Annotated in this window: 10 protein-coding genes and 3 pseudogenes; 10 read left to right on the forward strand and 3 right to left on the reverse strand. The window is 69.4% G+C overall.

The window, feature by feature from the left end; translation table 11 throughout:
* The first annotated feature begins 1 nt into the window (after nucleotide 1).
* Together ACX5I6_RS18470 and ACX5I6_RS18475 are read left to right on the forward strand one after the other, a co-directional pair.
* The gene (locus ACX5I6_RS18470) at nucleotides 2-2209 is read left to right on the forward strand and encodes a molybdopterin oxidoreductase family protein (protein ID WP_461841412.1); all 2208 of its coding nucleotides are present in this window, start codon (nucleotides 2-4) and stop codon (nucleotides 2207-2209) included.
* Nucleotides 2206-3741 (forward strand): annotated as a pseudogene (locus ACX5I6_RS18475) (FAD-dependent oxidoreductase); the annotation flags it as partial. The gene ACX5I6_RS18470 and the pseudogene ACX5I6_RS18475, both read left to right, overlap by 4 nt.
* Nucleotides 3742-3791: 50 nt before the next feature.
* Here the strand turns inward: ACX5I6_RS18475 and ACX5I6_RS18480 are convergent.
* Nucleotides 3792-5132, reverse strand: a complete 1341-nt coding sequence (locus ACX5I6_RS18480; protein WP_461841754.1) for an NAD(P)H-quinone dehydrogenase — start codon at nucleotides 5130-5132, stop codon at nucleotides 3792-3794.
* Between the two features lie 178 nt (nucleotides 5133-5310).
* Here ACX5I6_RS18480 and ACX5I6_RS18485 point away from each other — a divergent pair, with 178 nt between their 5' ends.
* Nucleotides 5311-6129, forward strand: a complete 819-nt coding sequence (locus ACX5I6_RS18485) for a purine-nucleoside phosphorylase (protein WP_018762978.1) — start codon at nucleotides 5311-5313, stop codon at nucleotides 6127-6129.
* 58 nt (nucleotides 6130-6187) lie between these two features.
* Nucleotides 6188-7930: a phospho-sugar mutase gene (locus ACX5I6_RS18490; RefSeq protein WP_461841413.1), complete on the forward strand. Its 1743-nt coding sequence runs from the start codon at nucleotides 6188-6190 to the stop codon at nucleotides 7928-7930.
* A 49-nt stretch (nucleotides 7931-7979) separates the two neighbouring features.
* On the opposite strand, the gene nirD is transcribed toward ACX5I6_RS18490, so the two are convergent.
* Nucleotides 7980-8360 carry a nitrite reductase small subunit NirD gene (gene nirD / locus ACX5I6_RS18495; RefSeq protein WP_133832166.1) on the reverse strand — a complete coding sequence of 127 codons (381 nt, stop codon included), beginning with the start codon at nucleotides 8358-8360 and terminating at the stop codon, nucleotides 7980-7982.
* Nucleotides 8361-8618: 258 nt separating this feature from the next.
* On the opposite strand from nirD, the gene nirB reads away from it, so the two are divergent.
* The 6 genes and pseudogenes from nirB (at nucleotide 8619) to ACX5I6_RS18525 (ending at nucleotide 15722) form a co-directional block, all read left to right on the forward strand.
* Nucleotides 8619-11261: a nitrite reductase large subunit NirB gene (gene nirB, locus ACX5I6_RS18500; RefSeq protein WP_461841414.1), complete on the forward strand. Its 2643-nt coding sequence runs from the start codon at nucleotides 8619-8621 to the stop codon at nucleotides 11259-11261.
* A gap of 2 nt (nucleotides 11262-11263) precedes the next feature.
* Nucleotides 11264-12294 (forward strand): annotated as a pseudogene (cobA, locus tag ACX5I6_RS18505) (uroporphyrinogen-III C-methyltransferase).
* A 14-nt stretch (nucleotides 12295-12308) separates the two neighbouring features.
* Complete coding sequence (locus ACX5I6_RS18510; protein ID WP_285248234.1) at nucleotides 12309-13457, forward strand: uroporphyrinogen-III synthase; 1149 nt, start codon at nucleotides 12309-12311, stop codon at nucleotides 13455-13457.
* Between the two features lie 201 nt (nucleotides 13458-13658).
* Entirely contained in the window at nucleotides 13659-14552 is an 894-nt protein-coding gene (locus tag ACX5I6_RS18515; protein WP_461841415.1) for an FAD-dependent oxidoreductase, read from the forward strand.
* Nucleotides 14553-14685: 133 nt separating this feature from the next.
* Nucleotides 14686-15405 (forward strand): deoxyribose-phosphate aldolase, encoded by a 720-nt coding sequence (gene deoC, locus ACX5I6_RS18520; RefSeq protein WP_461841416.1) that lies wholly within the window; start codon nucleotides 14686-14688, stop codon nucleotides 15403-15405.
* 53 nt (nucleotides 15406-15458) lie between these two features.
* Complete coding sequence (locus tag ACX5I6_RS18525; protein WP_018762970.1) at nucleotides 15459-15722, forward strand: hypothetical protein; 264 nt, start codon at nucleotides 15459-15461, stop codon at nucleotides 15720-15722.
* Between the two features lie 78 nt (nucleotides 15723-15800).
* Here ACX5I6_RS18525 and ACX5I6_RS18530 read toward each other — a convergent pair.
* A pseudogene (locus ACX5I6_RS18530) lies at nucleotides 15801-16610 on the reverse strand (metal-dependent hydrolase); the annotation flags it as partial.
* Nucleotide 16611: the final 1 nt, after the last annotated feature.

Below are 16611 nucleotides of genomic sequence, written 5' to 3' on the forward strand. Positions count from 1 at the left end.
CATGACCAAAAGCGCCGACACGCACTGCCCATACTGCGCCCTGCAGTGCGCCATGACGCTCACGTCCCCCGCGGACCTGGCCCCGGCTGCACAGCCGGGGCCAGGCCCCGTGCCTGGCATGAACCCCGCGCCCGCACTGGAAGTTGCCGGCCGGGACTTCCCCACCAACCGCGGCGGCCTCTGCCGCAAGGGATGGACCTCCCCCACGCTCCTGAACCACGCCGGCCGGATCACCGAGCCGCTCCTGAAGGGTCCCGACGGCGTCCACCGGCCCATCGGCTGGGACCAGGCCCTGGACCTGGCCGCCTCGGCAGTCCGGGATGCCCGCGCCCGCCACGGGGCCGACTCCGTAGGTGTTTTCGGTGGCGGCGGACTCACCAACGAGAAGGCCTACCAGCTGGGCAAGTTCGCCCGGCTGGCCCTGGGGACCTCCCGGATCGACTACAACGGCAGGTTCTGCATGTCCTCGGCAGCGGCCGCCGGCATGCGCGCCTTCGGCGTGGACCGCGGCCTGCCCTTCCCGCTCGAGGCCCTGGATTCCGCCGGCACCATCCTAATGCTGGGTTCGAACGTCGCCGAGACCATGCCGCCGTTCGTCCAACACCTGCAGGGTGCCCGCAATGCCGGCGGACTGATCGTGGTGGATCCGCGCCGCTCCGCCACGGCAGCCTTCACCGCCGACGGCGGCGGCATCCACCTCCAGCCGCTGCCGGGCACCGACCTGGCCCTGCTGCTGGGACTGGCGCACGTGGTCATCCACGAAGGCCTGGTGGACACCGGCTACCTGCAGGAGCGCACCACGGGCTACGACGCCGTAGCCCGCAGCGTCAACGCCTTCTGGCCGGAGCGCGTGCAATCCCTCACCGGCGTGCCCGCGGACCTGATCCGGGAAACCGCCCGCAGGCTGGCCGCCGGAGCACAGGCAGGCGGCAGCTACATCCTGACCGGCCGCGGCGTGGAGCAGCACGTGGACGGCACCGATACCGCCACCGCCGCCATCAACCTCAGCCTCCTGCTCGGCCTGCCGGGCTCGGCCCGGAGCGGCTACGGAACCCTCACCGGGCAGGGCAACGGCCAGGGCGGCCGCGAGCACGGCCAGAAGGCGGACCAGCTCCCCGGCTACCGCAAGATCACCGACCCCGCCGCCCGGGCCCACGTCGCCGCTGTCTGGGGCGTCCCCGAAGCGTTGATCCCCGGGCCAGGCCTGCCCGCCGTCCAGTTGCTGAAGTCGCTGGGACAGCCCGACGGCGTCCGGTGCCTTTTCGTACACGCCTCCAACATCGCCGTGGCCGCCCCCGACGCCAACGCCGTCATCAGGGGCCTGCGCAGCCTGGACTTCCTGGTGGTGTGCGACTTCTTCATGTCGGAAACCGCTGCCGAGGCCGACCTCATCCTTCCGGTCCTCCAGTGGGCCGAGGAGGAAGGCACCCTGACCAACCTGGAAGGGCGCGTCCTGCGCCGGCGCTGCGCCATCTCACCGCCCGCCGGTGCCCGCAGCGAACTGTGGATCATGGCCCGGCTGGCTGAGCGGTTGGACGCCCCCTCCACCTACAGCGAGGACCCCGAGACGGTCTTCGAGGAACTGCGGCTTGCCTCCGCGGGCGGCCTGGCCGACTACTCGGGCATCGACTACGCCATGCTGGACCGGGGTGAAGCCGCCTACTGGCCCTACCCCGCCGGCAGCACCGGCACGCCGCGGCTCTTCCGGGACGGTTTCGCGCACCCCGACGGCAAGGCGGTCATGGTCCCGGTGGTTCCCCGCCGCCGTCGTCCTTCCGCTGCGGACGCCGGCGCAAACGCTGCGGCCGGCGCCAAGGAAATGACCCTCATCACCGGACGCCTCCTGGAGCACTACCAGTCCGGCGCGCAGACCCGGCGGGTCGACGAACTTCTCGCCGCCCAGCCGGACGCGAAAGCCCAGATCCACCCCGCGGCCGCCGAGGCACTCGGCATCACTGCCGGCTCGCTGCTCTCCGTGGCCAACGGCCGCGGCGAGGTGGTCTGCCGGGCGGAACTCAGCACCGCGATCCGGCCCGAAACGGTCTTCCTGCCGTTCCACTTCCCGGGATCAGAAAGCGCCAACCGGCTGACCGAAGCCGCCACCGACCCCATCTCCGGGATGCCTGAATTCAAGTTCAACACCGTGTGGGTCCGGCCCGTGGCCGCCCCCGGTTCCGCCCGTATGCTGCAAACGACGGAGGCCTCATGAGCGAGCAGATTGTGATCGTGGGATTCGGCCCCGTGGCCGCCAGGCTGGTGGACGAGCTCCTGCCCGCCGTCCGTGACGGGCACGCCCGGCTCACAGTGGTGGGTGAGGAGTCCGAGGCGGCCTACAACCGCGTCCTGGTGGCGGACCTCGGCGTCGGCCGCACCACCGCCGGCGCCCTGGCCCTCGCCGACGCCGCCGACCTGGCAGCCCAGGGAGTGGACGTCCGCCTGGGCGTGCGGGTCAAACGGGTGGACCGGGCGCGGCAGCAGGTCCTGCTTTCCGACGGAACCGCCGTGCACTACGACAGGCTGGTGTTTGCCACCGGATCCCGGCCCGTCATCCCCAACCTCACCGGCATCAACCCCGATCCGGCCTCCCCCGTGCTTCCCGGCGGGGTCACGGCCTTGCGCGACCTCCGCGACGCGGACGTGCTCCGGCAGGCGGTGGACGGCGGCAAACGGGTGGTGGTCCTGGGCGGCGGCGTCCTCGGCCTGGAGACGGCGCTGGCGGCCGCGGAAGAAGGGGCTACGGTCACCGTGGTCCACAACGGGCCGCACCCCCTGGGCCGCAACATCGACCGCGGCGGCGGCGCCGTCCTGGCCGCCGGGCTGCGCCGGTGCGGCGTGAGGGTGGCAGGCAACGCCCGCTCCACCGGCGTTGAGCACAACGCGCCCGACGGCGGCTTCTCGGCGTTGCTGCTCGACGACGGGTCCGCGATCGACGGCGACCTCCTGGTCATCTCGTGCGGGGTCCGTCCCCGGACCGAGCTGGCCGAAGGCTGCGGACTGTCCACCGGCACCGGGATCCTGGTGGACCACCGGCTGCGGGCGCATCACGAACCGCACATCTTCGCCATCGGCGACTGCGCTGAGGTTCGCTGCCCGGATCCGGGGTGCGCCGCATGCAGGAACGCCGTGGGCCCGTCCGGGCTGGTAGGCCCCGGCTGGCGCCAGGCCGAATGGTTGGGCGGCTACCTCGCCCTGCTGGCCCAAGGGGCGGCGGCGGAGGCGGACCTGCTGCCGGCCCTGCCGCCGGAACAACCCGCCGTCGTGGTGTTGAAGGCCCGCGGCCTGAACATGGCGGTGGCCGGGAACAACGGCGCCGACCCCTGGGACGAAGAAGCGCTCACCGCAGGTGCCGTCAACGGCAGGCCGCGCCTGCAAATCGCCCAGTGGGCCGATCCGGAGCACGGCCGCTACGTCAAGATGACCACCCGCGGCGGCGTCCTGGAGGGCTTGGTGTCAGTGGGAATGCCGCGGACCGCGGCCGAACTGGTGGGCCTTTTTGAACGCGGCGCCGAACTGCCCGCCGACCGTTCCCTGCTCCTGCGCCTGGACGGGCCGGACCTGGTCCCTGGCGCCGCCGACCCCGCGGGCACCGTCTGCCGGTGCGCCGGTGTCAGCGGAGCGGCGATCCAGGGCGCTGTGGAGGGCGGCTGCTCAACGGTGGCGGACGTGTCCAAGGCCACCCGGGCAGGCACCGGCTGCGGCGGCTGCCACGAGGACATCAAGGGGCTTATCGAGAAGCACTTCTCCCGGCCCTCCCCTAACCCCGCAAGGCCACACGGGGCCCCGGCCTTGCCCTACATGTGGACGTGCAGGCGGCGGGCGGCCTCGGAGATGGAGCCGGTCAGCGACGGGTACACGGTGAAGGTGCTGGCGAGGTCGTCCACGTGCAGCTTCTGCTTGACCGCGATGGCGATCGGGAAGATCAGCTCGGACGCGTTGGGCCCCACCACCACGCCGCCGATGACGGTTCCGGAGCCCTTCCGGGCAAAGATCTTCACGAAGCCGTCCTTGGCGTTGCGCATCTTGGCGCGGGCGTTGCTGCGCAGCGAAAGCTTGATGATGTCCGCCTGGTATTTGCCGGACTCGATCTCCGCCTCGGACACTCCCACGTTGGCGATTTCCGGGGACGTGAAGATGTTCGACGCCACCTGGTGGAGCTTGAGCGGGGTCACGCCGTCGCCCATGAAGTGCGCCACAGCGATGCGGCCCTGCATGGCGGCCACGGAGGCCAGCGGCAGGACGCCGGTGCAGTCGCCGGCGGCATAGATGTTCGGGGCCGTGGTGCGGGAAACGCCGTCAACCTTGATGTGGCCGCTGTCGCTGACGGCCACGCCGGCTTCTTCAAGGCCCAGTCCGGCCGTGTTGGGGATGGAGCCCAGGCAGAGCAGGCAGTGGCTGCCGGTCACGGTGGAGCCGTCGGCGAGGGTCACCAGCACGCCGTCGTCCGTGCGTTCCACGGACTGGGCGCGGGAGCGGGACAGGACCCGGACCCCACGGCGCTCGAAGACTTCCTCCAGTACCACCGCGGCGTCGACGTCGGAGCCCGGCAGCACCCGGTCGCGACTGGAGACCAAGGTGACCTTGGATCCCAAGCCGTTGTAGGCGGACGCGAATTCGGCGCCCGTCACGCCGGAACCGACGACGATCAGTTCCTCGGGAAGTTCGTCAAGGTCGTAGATCTGGGTCCAGTTAAGGATCCGCTCACCGTCCGGGCGGGCCGTTTCCAGTTCGCGGGGGTGCGCGCCGACAGCCAGCAGGATGGTGTCGGCTTCCACCGTCTCGGTGCCGTCAGCGGTCAGGACCTCGATGGTGTGGTTGTCCAGGAGGCGGCCGGACCCGGCGATGATCCGCACGCCCACCTTCTCCAGGCCGTCACGGATGTCGTGGGACTGGGTGCGGGCCAGGTTGAGGAGGCGGTCATTGATGTGCTTGAGGTCAGCGTGCATCACCGGCACGAAATCCCCGCCGTCGACGTCGAACTTCACGCCCAGCTCGCCCGCCTCGGCCACCCGGGCCATGAGGTCTGCCGTGGCGATGAGGGTCTTGGAGGGGACGACGTCGGTCAGCACCGCGGAGCCGCCGAGCCCGGCACGTTCGATGATGGTGACCGTCGCCCCAAGCGAGGCGGCGACCATGGCCGCCTCGTATCCGCCGGGACCGCCTCCCAGGATCGCGATTCGGGGGAACTGAAATCTGGATGCGTAGTCACAGTCATCCATTCTCGCCCATCTCCGGCCGGAGCACCAAGAAAACAGGGCGCTTTCCGGGCCGGCCGTGATGAGGGCAACAGTGGCGGCAGGATAACTTGTACTGGTGAGTACAACAGATTTCCTGAACACTGACCCGTTTGCCGCCGCCCGGGCCGCCGCTGACTACATCGCCGAAGAGACCGGGGTGGACCGCCACGACGTCGCCCTGGTCCTCGGTTCCGGTTGGGGCGAGGCCGCCGACCTGATCGGCGAGACCACCGCCACACTCTCCGCGGAGGAGGTCCCCGGTTTCCATGCCCCCGCCGTGGAAGGCCATGTGGGAACCATCCGGTCCGTACTGGCCAAGGACGGAAAACGCGCCTTGGTCCTGGGTGCGCGGACCCACTACTACGAAGGCAGGGGCGTCCGGGCAGTGGTGCACGGGATCCGGGCCGCTGCGGCGGCCGGCTGCAAGACCCTGGTCCTCACCAACGGCTGCGGCGGACTCAACGAGGCCTGGACACCCGGCACCCCCGTACTGATCAGCGACCACATCAACCTCACCGCTGCGTCCCCGCTGGAGGGCGCCACGTTCGTGGACCTGACGGACCTGTACTCACCGCGCATCCGTGGGCTGGCCCGCGAGGTGGATCCCACCCTGGACGAGGGCATCTACGCCCAGTTCCCCGGCCCGCACTACGAAACCCCGGCTGAAGTGCAGTACGCCAAGCGGATCGGGGCGGACCTGATCGGCATGTCGACGGCACTGGAGGCCATCGCCGGCCGCCACGCCGGAATGGAAGTGTTCGGCATCTCCCTGGTCACCAACCTGGCAGCTGGCATCAGCCCCCAGCCGCTCAGCCACCAGGAAGTCATCGAATCCGGGCAGGCCGCGGGCCCGCGCATCTCCCGGTTGCTGGCTGACATCATCGCCCGGCTCTGAACGCCCCTGACCGCCGGGGTGCGGGCAACGGACCTGCAATGACGATAGCGTTAGGCCCATGACGTCTTCCGATGCCGAACTTCGCCTGCTTGCCGAGGCCCGGGAATGGGCCGCCCTGGATCCGGATCCCGCAACACAAGCATCGCTGCTTGGGCTTGTGGGACTCGTTGAAGAGGGAGACCCCGCGGCCCGGCAGGAACTCGAAGACAGCTTCCGCGGCACGCTGCAGTTCGGCACGGCGGGGCTGCGCGCCGCCCTCGGGCCCGGGCCGAACCGGATGAACCGGGTGGTGGTCCGCCGCGCCGCAGCCGGACTGGCCGCTTTCCTGGTGGATGCCGTGGCCGAAGCTGCGTCCGGCACCCGGCCGCGCGCCGTCGTCGGCTATGACGCCCGGCACAACTCGGATGTCTTCGCGGCCGAAACGGCGGCCATCTTCACCGCTGCCGGCATCGAGACCTTCCTGCTCCCGGCAGCCCTCCCCACTCCCCTGCTGGCCTACGCCGTCCGCGCCCTGGAATGCGACGGCGGCGTCATGGTCACCGCCAGCCACAACCCGCCGCAGGACAACGGATACAAGGTCTACCTCGGCCGGCACGCAGTGTCCGCCGACGGCAACGGTGCCCAGATCGTGGCGCCGTATGACGCCCGGATCGCCGCGCGGATCAGCTCCGTGGGCCCCGTCGACTCCATCGAACTGGCGGCCGGCGGGTGGACCGTGCTGGACGGCTCGCTGGCCGCCGACTACCAGCGGGCGATCGCTGCGCTGGCCATGCCGGACCGCTTCCCCGCCCGCGACCTGCGGATCGTCCTGACCCCGCTGCACGGCGTGGGTGGCGCGACAGCACTGGAGGTCCTGAACGCGGCAGGTTTCACGGATGTCACCATGGTGGCCGAACAGGCCGAACCGGACCCCGAATTCCCCACCGTCAGCTTCCCCAACCCGGAAGAACCCGGGGCACTGGACCTCGCCCTCGAAGCGGCCGAACGGCTCGACGCCGACCTCGTCATAGCAAACGATCCCGACGCCGACAGGGCCGCCGTCGCCGCCAAGGACCCGGACACCGGTGCCTGGCGGATGCTCCGCGGAGACGAAGTCGGCGCCCTCCTGGGGGCCCACATCGCCGCCAGGCTCGCAGACGCCGGCACCGAAGCGGACCACCAAGGTGTCTTTGCCAACTCGATCGTGTCCTCCCGCCTGCTGGCGCGGGTCGCCGCGGCCGCAGGCTTCGCCCACGAAGTAACCCTGACCGGGTTCAAATGGATCTCCCGGGTCCCCGGCCTCACCTACGGGTACGAGGAAGCGTTGGGCTACTGCGTCGCGCCGGACCTGGTGAAGGACAAGGACGGCATCTCCGCCGCCGTGCTGATCGCCGAACTCGCTGCCGCCGCCAAGGCCGCCGGCAAAACGGTCTTCGACACCCTCGATGAGCTGTACCTCCAGCACGGCCTGCACGCCAGCGACCAGCTGAGCATCCGGGTCGCGGACCTGGGCCTCCTCGACGCCATGATGAACCGTTTGCGGGTTTCGCCGCCGGAATCGTTCGGTCAGTCCGCGGTGGAAGTCTTCACCGACCTGGCAGAGGGAAGCGGCCAGCTGCCGCCTACGGAGGGCCTGCTGTACATCACCAGGGACCTGACCCGCGTGATCATCCGGCCCAGCGGCACGGAGCCCAAACTCAAGTGCTACCTCGAAGTGATCCACCACGTGGGATCCGCCGCCGAACTCCCGGAGGCGCGCCAGGCCGCGCGTGCCTCCCTGGACGAGGTCCTGCACGACGTCAGCGAGGCACTGGGACTTTAACCGCGGAAAGGGGCGCCGCCTGGCGCCCCCTTCCTGTGTGCGGGAAGTCCTAGAGTTCCACCTCGACGAACCCGTCGGTGATCCGGGTGTTGAAGGCGGCCAGGCGCAGGCCCGGAGTGGTGAAGCATTCACCGGTCTCGAGGTCGTAGACCTCTTTATGCAACGGCGAGGCGATCGTGGGGCGCGTGCCCTTGGAACCCAGGATGCCGCGGGCCATGACGTGGGCTCCGGTGGCCGGATCCTCATGCGCCACGGCGAAGACTTCGCGTGGACCGGTGCGGAACAGCGCCACCTGGCGGCCGGCAAGCAGCGCTGCCTCGCCCCAGGCGGGCTCGAGGTCCTCCACCGCGCAGACGCGGTGCCAGCCGGTCCCGGACCCGGCGGTGTCTGATTCGGCGGCGAGCGCCCCAAGTTCCAGTGTTGCCGTCATGTCCGGCTCCTCTCCTGTGCCTGTCATCCCTGCAAGCGGCTGCTTGTGATGCCGTGTCCAAGGCTAGGTTCCGGGTGTTTCAAAGGGGTGCGGTGAATGTGTCCGGCGGGTAAAAGAGACCTCACGCGGCCGGAAATGCGCTCGTGATGCAGAAGTTAAGTTGACGAAACAAAAGGGAAACTGAGGCGAAACTGCCCCTCCCTAGGCTGGAGGCACAAGCTGCAGAGCACCGTCTGCGGCCCATGCGAAAGGCCCACAGTGACCGAACAGACTTCAAGCACCGAGACTCCGCGCCGCATCGTCGTCGCCGGCGGCGGCCCTGCGGCCCACCGTTTCGCGGACGCAATGCATGCCCGCGGCCTCGACGGCTGGGATGTCACGGTCCTCACCGAGGAAGCCCACCTCCCCTACGACCGCGTGGCCCTGTCGAAGGCCCTCACGGACACCGGCGTGGACCTGACGCTGGGAACGGCCGCCATGTGGGAGCACGGCTCCTTGACCCTGAAGACCGGCGAGCGCGTCGTGAAGGTCAACGCTGAAGCCAAGACCGTGGAGACGGCCGCCGGCAACACCTACGAATATGACGAACTGGTGGTGGCCACGGGCTCGGACGCCGTCCGCCTGCCCATCCCGGGCGCCGGGCACGCCCACGTCTACCGGACGCTGGAGGACGTGTGGGCCATCAACAAGGCCGTCGCCGACCTCACCGCGAAACTCGGCCGCAAGATCAACGCGGTCACCATTGGCGGCGGCCTCCTGGGACTGGAATCCGCAGCCGGCACGGAACAGCTCGGCGCCACCCCGGTGGTCATCAACGGCGCCCCCTGGCTGATGAATACGCAGCTGGACGAGGGCGCGGGACAGGCCTTGGGCCGCCTGATCGAGGCCAAGGGCTTCGAGGTCCACGGCGGTGTCTTCCCTTCGGAGATTTTGACGGACGACGACGGCCAGGTCACCGGAGTGCTGATGGCCGACAACAGGATCATCCCGGCCGACCTGGTCATCGTCGCGGTCGGCGTCAAGCCCCGTGACGAACTCTTCCGCGCCGCCGACGGCGAAGAGCAGCTTTTCAGCCTGGGCCCGCGCGGCGGCGTGGTCATCAACGACTACTGCGCCACCGAAGTCCCCGGCATCTGGGCCATTGGCGAGGTAGCCAACTTCGGGGGCATGTGCCTTGGCCTGGTGGCGCCCGCCAACACCATGGCCGAGATCGTCGCCGACCGGCTGCACGGCGGCGACGCCACGTTCCCCGGCTTCGACACCGCCACCAAGCTGAAACTCTCCGGCGTGGACGTGGCCAGCTTCGGTGACGCTTTTGCCCGCACCGAGCACGCCCTCGAAATCGTCTACGCGGACCCCGCCCGCGGCGTCTACCAGAAGATCGTCACCACGGACGACGCCAAGACCCTCCTGGGCGGCATCTTCGTCGGCGATGCCTCTCCCTACATGAGCCTGCGGCCTCTCCTGGGCCGTGAACTCCCCGCAGAGCCCGGCGCGTTCCTGACCGCGGCCGGCGGCGGCGAAGCTCCCGAAACCGAGCTCCCGGACGACGCCACCCTGTGCTCCTGCAACAACGTCACGGCAGGTACCATCCGCGACGCCATCAACGGCTGCGGCGCCTGCGACGGCAACGCCCCGGTCCAGGAACTGGGCGAACTGAAGGGCTGCACCCGTGCCGGCACCCAGTGCGGCTCCTGCGTGCCCATGCTGAAGAAGCTGCTGGAAACCGAACTCACCAAGTCCGGCGTCGAGGTCTCCAAGGCCCTGTGCGAGCACATCGAACTGTCCCGCCAGGAACTTTTCGACGCCATCCGCGTCCTGGGACTGACCTCCTTCGAGGAGATCATGGCCAAGTACGGCACCGGGGCCGGCTGCGACATCTGCAAGCCCACCATCGCCAACATCCTTGCCAGCCAGAACAGCGCCTACGTGCTGGACGCCGGCCGCGGCACCCTGCAGGACACCAACGACCGCGCCCTGGCCAACATGCAAAAGGATGGCACCTACTCGGTGGTCCCCCGCATCGCCGGCGGGGAGATCACCCCCAGGAAGCTCGGCGTGATCGCCGCCGTCGCCGAAAAGTACGGCCTGTACACCAAGATCACCGGCGGCCAGCGGATCGACATGTTCGGTGCCCGGCTGGAGCAGCTGCCGGAGATCTGGAAGGAACTGGTGGACGCCGGCTTCGAGTCCGGCCAGGCGTACGGCAAGAGCCTGCGCACGGTGAAGTCGTGCGTCGGGTCCACCTGGTGCCGGTTCGGTGTCCAGGACTCGGTGGCCATGGCCATCCAGCTGGAGCTGCGCTACCGCGGCCTGCGCAGCCCGCACAAGCTGAAGATGGGCGTCTCCGGCTGCGCCCGTGAGTGTGCCGAAGCACGCGGCAAGGACGTGGGCGTGATCGCCACCGCCGACGGCTGGAACCTGTACGTCGGCGGCAACGGCGGAGCCACCCCGGCCCACGCCCAGCTGCTGGCCAAGGACCTGGACGACGAAACCCTGATCAAGTACATCGACCGCTACTTCATGTACTACATCCGCACGGCGGACCGCCTGCAACGCACGGCCCGCTGGCAGGAAGAGCTCGACGGCGGCATCAAGCACGTCGAGGACGTGGTGGTCAAGGACACCCTAGGCATCGCCAACGAACTCGAAGCCGCCATGGCCAAGCACGTGGACACGTACGTGGATGAATGGGCAGACACCCTCAAGGACCCCGAACGCCTCCGCCGGTTCCGCTCCTTCGTCAACGCTCCCGACCAGAAGGACGACTCCATCACCTTCGTCCCGGACGAGCGCGGCCAGATGCGCCCCGCCACCCCGGAGGAAAAAGGCAAGGTCCTGATCGGCGCTTCCATCCCGGTCCGCTCCGCCACCACGGAAACCCCTGGAAACGAGGCATAGCCATGCAGCTCAGTATCGACCTCACCGGCCGGAACGTCCTGGTGGCCGGCGCCCCGGATGCCGCGCGGCAGGCGGTGCGGCGGTACGAAGCCGCGGGCGCCGTCGTCCACCGCGTTGGAAGCCCCGCAGAGGCGCGGCTCGTCCACGTGCCGGAGCGGCTGTTCCTGGTCGCCGCCGTCGAGGACGGACAGAACGGCTGGGGCGCTTTCCTTGACCGCTACCGGAACGCCGGCATCCCGGTCGCTGCCGAGCCCGCCGCCGGCCCGGCCGGCCACGTCACCCTGGTGGGCGGCGGCCCCGGCACGGGCGACCTGCTCACCGTGGCTGCCGTCAAGGCGCTCCGGGACGCCGACGTCGTCTTCTACGACCGGCTGGCCCCGTACCAGGAGCTGCCGCTGCTGACCTCCGCGGAGCTGGTGGACGTCGGAAAGAAACCGGGCCACCACAAAGTCAGCCAGTCGGACATCGAAAAACTGATGGTCGAAAGCGCCCTGGCCGGCAACAACGTGGTGCGCCTCAAGGGCGGGGACCCCTACGTCTTCGGCCGGGGCGGGAGGAAGTTGCCGCGTGCGTGGCCGCCGGTGTCAAAGTGCACGTCATCTCCGGCGTTACCAGCGCCATCTCGGTCCCGGCCGCGGCAGGCATCCCGGTCACCCACCGCGAGGTCAGCCACATGTTCACCGTGGTCTCCGGACACGCGCCGCTGACTGAGAAGGAGCACCACCACCTGGCCGGCCTGGGCGGGACCATCGTGGTGCTCATGGGCATTGGCACCCTGCACCAGCTGGCAGCGGGCTTGCGCCGCGCCGGAATGCGCCCGGACATGCCCATGGCCGTGGTGGAACGCGGCTACCGGCCGGGCCAGCGCACCACCATCGCAAACCTGGGTACCATCACCTCCGCCGCTGCCGGCTGCAGCAATCCCGCAGTATTGGTGATCGGCGAGGTGGTCCGGGTGGCCGAAGCCAACCGGCAGCACGCCGGAGCCGCCGCCGACCTGGACAGGCTGGCGGCCTCGCTGCTGGGATCATGAAAGGATTGACCCCCATGAATGCACTTGCACCGGCCGAACCCACGCAGGTTGAAGAAGCCACAGATGCCGCGGAATCGCCGCTGGAGGGGTTCCGTATCGGCGTCACCTCCGACCGGCGGTCCCGGGACCTCATCGAGGCGCTGGAACGGCGCGGCGCCGAGGTGCTGCATGCTCCCGCCTTGAAGATCGCCCCTGTCCAGGAGGACATGCGCCTGATCGAAGACACCCGGGCCATCATCGCTGCAAAGCCGGACCTGTGCATCGCCACCACGGCCTACGGCATGCGCCGCTGGTGCGAAGCGGCAGACTCCTTCGGCCTCGGCGACGAGCTGCTGGAAACGCTGGGAGGCTGCCGGATGTTCGTCCGGGGCCCCAAGGCCCGCGGTGCCGTGCGTGCGGCCGGCCTCGCCGACGTCGGGATCAGCAGCGACGAAACCACTGCCACGCTGGTGGACATGCTGCTCACCGAAGGCGTCCGGGGCAAGACCGTGGCCATGCAGCTGCACGGCTACACCGACGTCCGCCAGATCGAACGGCTGCGGATGTCCGGCGCCACGGTCCTGACCGTGACGCCCTACCGCTGGGTCAAGCCCGACGGGGAGGACAAGCTGCCGCGGCTGATCGAGGCCGCCTGCAACGGAAACCTGGATGTCCTCACGTTCACCAGTGCCCCCGCTGTGGACGCGATGTGGAGCACGGCCCACGAGATGGGCCTGTACAAGCAGCTGGTGGAGAGCCTGAAACTGAATGTCACTACCGCGGTGGTGGGTCCCGTCACGGCGCAGCCCCTGCTGGACGCCGGGGTGACCCCGCTGATCCCGGAACGGTTCCGGATGGGAGCCCTCATCCGCCTGGTGTGCGAGCACCTGGCATTGAACCACGTCCGGCGGCTCGACACCCGCTCCGGAAACATCGAGCTCCGGGGCCGCAGCCTTCGCATCGATGGCCGGCAGGTGGAACTGGCCCCCGCGCCGCTGCTGCTCCTGCGGGCGCTGCTCGGTGCCGGGGGCGCGGTCCTGTCCCGCGAGTCCCTTTCGGACCTGCTGGAGCTCCGTGGTTCCGTCCACGCGCTGGACATGACCGTGAGCCGGCTGCGGTCGTCGCTGCCGGACGGCAAGCTCATCGAAACCGTGGTGAAGCGGGGCTACCGGATCCGCGTTTGAAGTCCGGGGGCGGCCGAATGTGTCCGCGGGCTCCCGGATGAGAGGTGCGTCACGGGTTCTGTTACCGGCCGGTAAATACTGGCGAACAACACCCTCCGAAACAGCAATGGACGGGTAACACAACCGAAAAAGCAGGCCCCTACGCTGGGGTGCATCACGAAGTTCCGGCCGGTTAACGGCCACCAGCGAAAGGGCCAGCACATGTCCGCTCCGGCACCCTCCCCGTCCACCTCCGAGGCAACCCGCATCGTCATCGCCGGGGCCGGACCGGCCGCCCAAGCCCTGGTTGCGCAGCTGGACCGCGCCCGTTTCACCGGAAGCATTACCGTACTGAGCAACCGGGACGACACTCCCGCCGAACTGCTGGAACTGGCCATGCTGCCCCAGGTTTCCGTGCGCTTCGGCCAGCCCGCAAGCCACATCGACGCCGCCAACCGCACCGTGGCCACCGCCGACGGCATGGAGTTCGCCTACGACCAGCTGGTCATCGCCACCGGCTCCGCCCCCGCTGCCAGCCCCGTGGACGGCGCCGCCCAGTGCCTGAGCTACTCCACCATCGACGACGCCCCGCGCATCGCCGAAGGCGTCCAGGAAGTCACCCGTGAACTGGGACGCAGGCCCGTCGGCATCCTCGTCGGCACGGGCGCGGCCGCCGGACAAGCCGAAGCCGTCCTCCGGGCCAAAGGCGTGCGGCCCATCCGCACAACGGCCAGGCCCGCCGCCGTCGTTCCTTCCGTTGTTCCGGGCGGATCCGCTTCCGGCCTGGCCTCCTCCGCCGTCGTCTTCGAGGACGGCAGCAGCATGACCGGAGACCTGGTGGTCCTGGCCGAGGAACGGGTCTCCCGTGACAGCCTCGCCGCCACGGCCGGGGTGCGGACGGCCGCCGGCGGCGGCATCGTGATCAGCCGCGACTTCCGCACGTCGGTCCCCGGCATTTGGGCCATCGGTGATGCTGCGGCGTTCGACGGCGTTCGGCTGGGCCTGCTGGTGGCGGCGGCGTCCGCGGCGGGGGCCTGCGCCACCCAGTTGCTGACCGCCGTTGCCACCGCAGTTCCGTCCACCGCCGCCGTGCCGGCACTGCAGGTGGCCGCCTGACCGGCCCGGCCGGGGTTGTCCCGCGGCGTCCGCCACCGGGCTGCCGGTGCGGCCCCGGCGCGCTGTGACAAGATGGTTTCAGCAACGAGTCACCGACGCGCCGGGCCGACGAAGCCCCTCGAGAGGACCATCCATGAGCAATGAAGCCACCGTTCACGCAGGCACCCCCACACCGGCCGGTGACGGGAACATCGCCTCCTACATCGACCACACGCTGCTCAAGCCCGAAGCCTCGGAAGCCGAGGTGCTGAAAGTCTGCGCCGAGGCCGCCGAGTACGGGTTCAAGTCGGTCTGCGTCAACCCTGTCTGGGTCAAGACCGTCACCACCGCGCTGAAGGGCTCAGGAGTCCTCACCTGCTCCGTGGTCGGCTTCCCGCTGGGGGCGACCCCCACGGACGTGAAGTCCTTCGAGGCCCGCGGCGCGGTACTGGACGGCGCTGACGAGGTGGATATGGTGATCAACATCGCCGCTGCCCGGGCAGGCGACAAGGGCGCCCTGGCCGATGACATCGCCGCCGTGGCCGAGACCGTGCACGCCGGTGGCGCCATCCTGAAGGTCATCATCGAAACCGCGCTCCTGACCGACGAACAAAAGGTCCTGGCCTGCCAGGCGGCAGTGGAGGCCGGCGCGGACTTCGTCAAGACGTCCACAGGCTTCAACGGTGGCGGCGCCACCGTTGAAGACGTGGCGCTGATGCGCAAGGCCGTGGGCCCGAACGTGGGGGTCAAGGCCTCCGGCGGTGTACGGTCCCTGGCCGACGCTCAGGCTATGATTGCTGCAGGTGCAACACGAATCGGCGCCAGCTCCGGGATTGCCATCGTCAAGGGTGAACAGGGTTCAGCCGCTTACTGACCGGGACCGGACGGCCGCCACAGACCAAGCCCCGCGGGGCCGAGGAGGAACACATGTCCAGCAAGATCAACGCGTCCAGCCGGGACACGACGTCGAACCAGGACATGGTCCGCACCCCGCAGAACGAGAACAACACGGCCACCAGCGCTGTCCTTTTCGTGGTCAGCTTCGCCCTGTTCCTGGGCGCCATCTACTCCCTGTCCTTCCTCAGCCTGGACAACCCCTGGCCGATGGCGGTGTGCCTGGTCCTGTTCGCCCTGGCGTTCTGGATCCCGCAGACCATCCTCGGACGGTCTGACTCCGCAGGCGAGCACTGATCCCCACGCAGACAGCAAAGGACCCCGGACACGCCGTCCGGGGTCCTTTGCTGTCTGCTGCCCGAGGCCTTCCTGCTGCTAGAACCACAGCCTGATCCAAGCCCCCGCGGCGGCGGCCACCGGGCCCCAGTGGTCCCTGGCGATGGCGCAGCCGGCCATGGACATGCCCACCATGGCGTAGGCGCTGACCGGGATCAGCACCAGCCACTCCCGCTTGGATCCCGCCCGTCCCAGCAGGGGCACCGAGAGGGCGCCGTTGGGGCGCCAGACGTTCCGCAGCAGGGGCAGCCGGCGCAGCAGCCGGGGTGGCCTGATGACCAGCGGCCACAGCAGCGGCACTCCCCCGGTGGTGACCAGGTCGCCGACAATATGGACCACCACTCCAATCAGCATCGAGGTGGGCAGCCAGGTCCATTGGTCCGGCGCGAAGAACGTGACCAGGCCGGCCATCGCCAGGGCGAAAATCCAGTTCGAGATGAATCCACTCTTGGGAAAGAGTTTCAGCGCCTTGGCCGCGATGTTGATCAGGAACATGCACAGCAGCCCGGCGCCGACGGACAGGCGGCCCCAGGGGGTGTCCATATGGACCTGAGATGCCAGGCCGGCCAGGAACACGAACAGGGCGGCGCCCACGATGGAATGCGTGCCCTGCCGGTGGCCGCCGCTGGCGTTCTCGATGCCACGCGCGATCACATTGGACAGCGGCGGGAGCGAGTGCGCCACCGTGCTGGAGCGGTGGTCCCAGTCGCACACCAGGGCCGTGCCCGCCGTCGCCATCCCGCCGATGAGGATGCCGGTGGGATCCAGCGGATACCAGCCCAGTGTGTACGGTCCCGTGGACGCAACAGCAACCCACGCCGCGGCTCCCGACGCGGCGTGGTGTCCTCCA

The sequence above is a fragment of the Arthrobacter sp. MMS24-T111 genome (genome assembly GCF_054888995.1).

Bases quoted from the DNA above. Each gene is read 5' to 3' on its own strand.
- ACX5I6_RS18470 (WP_461841412.1), top strand. From the start codon at position 2: ATGACCAAAAGCGCCGACACGCACTGCCCATACTGCGCCCTGCAGTGC.
- ACX5I6_RS18480 (WP_461841754.1), bottom strand. From the start codon at position 5,132: ATGGTCGCCGCCTCGCTTGGGGCGACGGTCACCATCATCGAACGTGCC.
- ACX5I6_RS18490 (WP_461841413.1), top strand. From the start codon at position 6,188: ATGACGTCTTCCGATGCCGAACTTCGCCTGCTTGCCGAGGCCCGGGAA.
- nirD (WP_133832166.1), bottom strand. From the start codon at position 8,360: ATGACGGCAACACTGGAACTTGGGGCGCTCGCCGCCGAATCAGACACC.
- ACX5I6_RS18510 (WP_285248234.1), top strand. From the start codon at position 12,309: ATGAATGCACTTGCACCGGCCGAACCCACGCAGGTTGAAGAAGCCACA.
- ACX5I6_RS18515 (WP_461841415.1), top strand. From the start codon at position 13,659: ATGTCCGCTCCGGCACCCTCCCCGTCCACCTCCGAGGCAACCCGCATC.
- deoC (WP_461841416.1), top strand. From the start codon at position 14,686: ATGAGCAATGAAGCCACCGTTCACGCAGGCACCCCCACACCGGCCGGT.
- ACX5I6_RS18525 (WP_018762970.1), top strand. From the start codon at position 15,459: ATGTCCAGCAAGATCAACGCGTCCAGCCGGGACACGACGTCGAACCAG.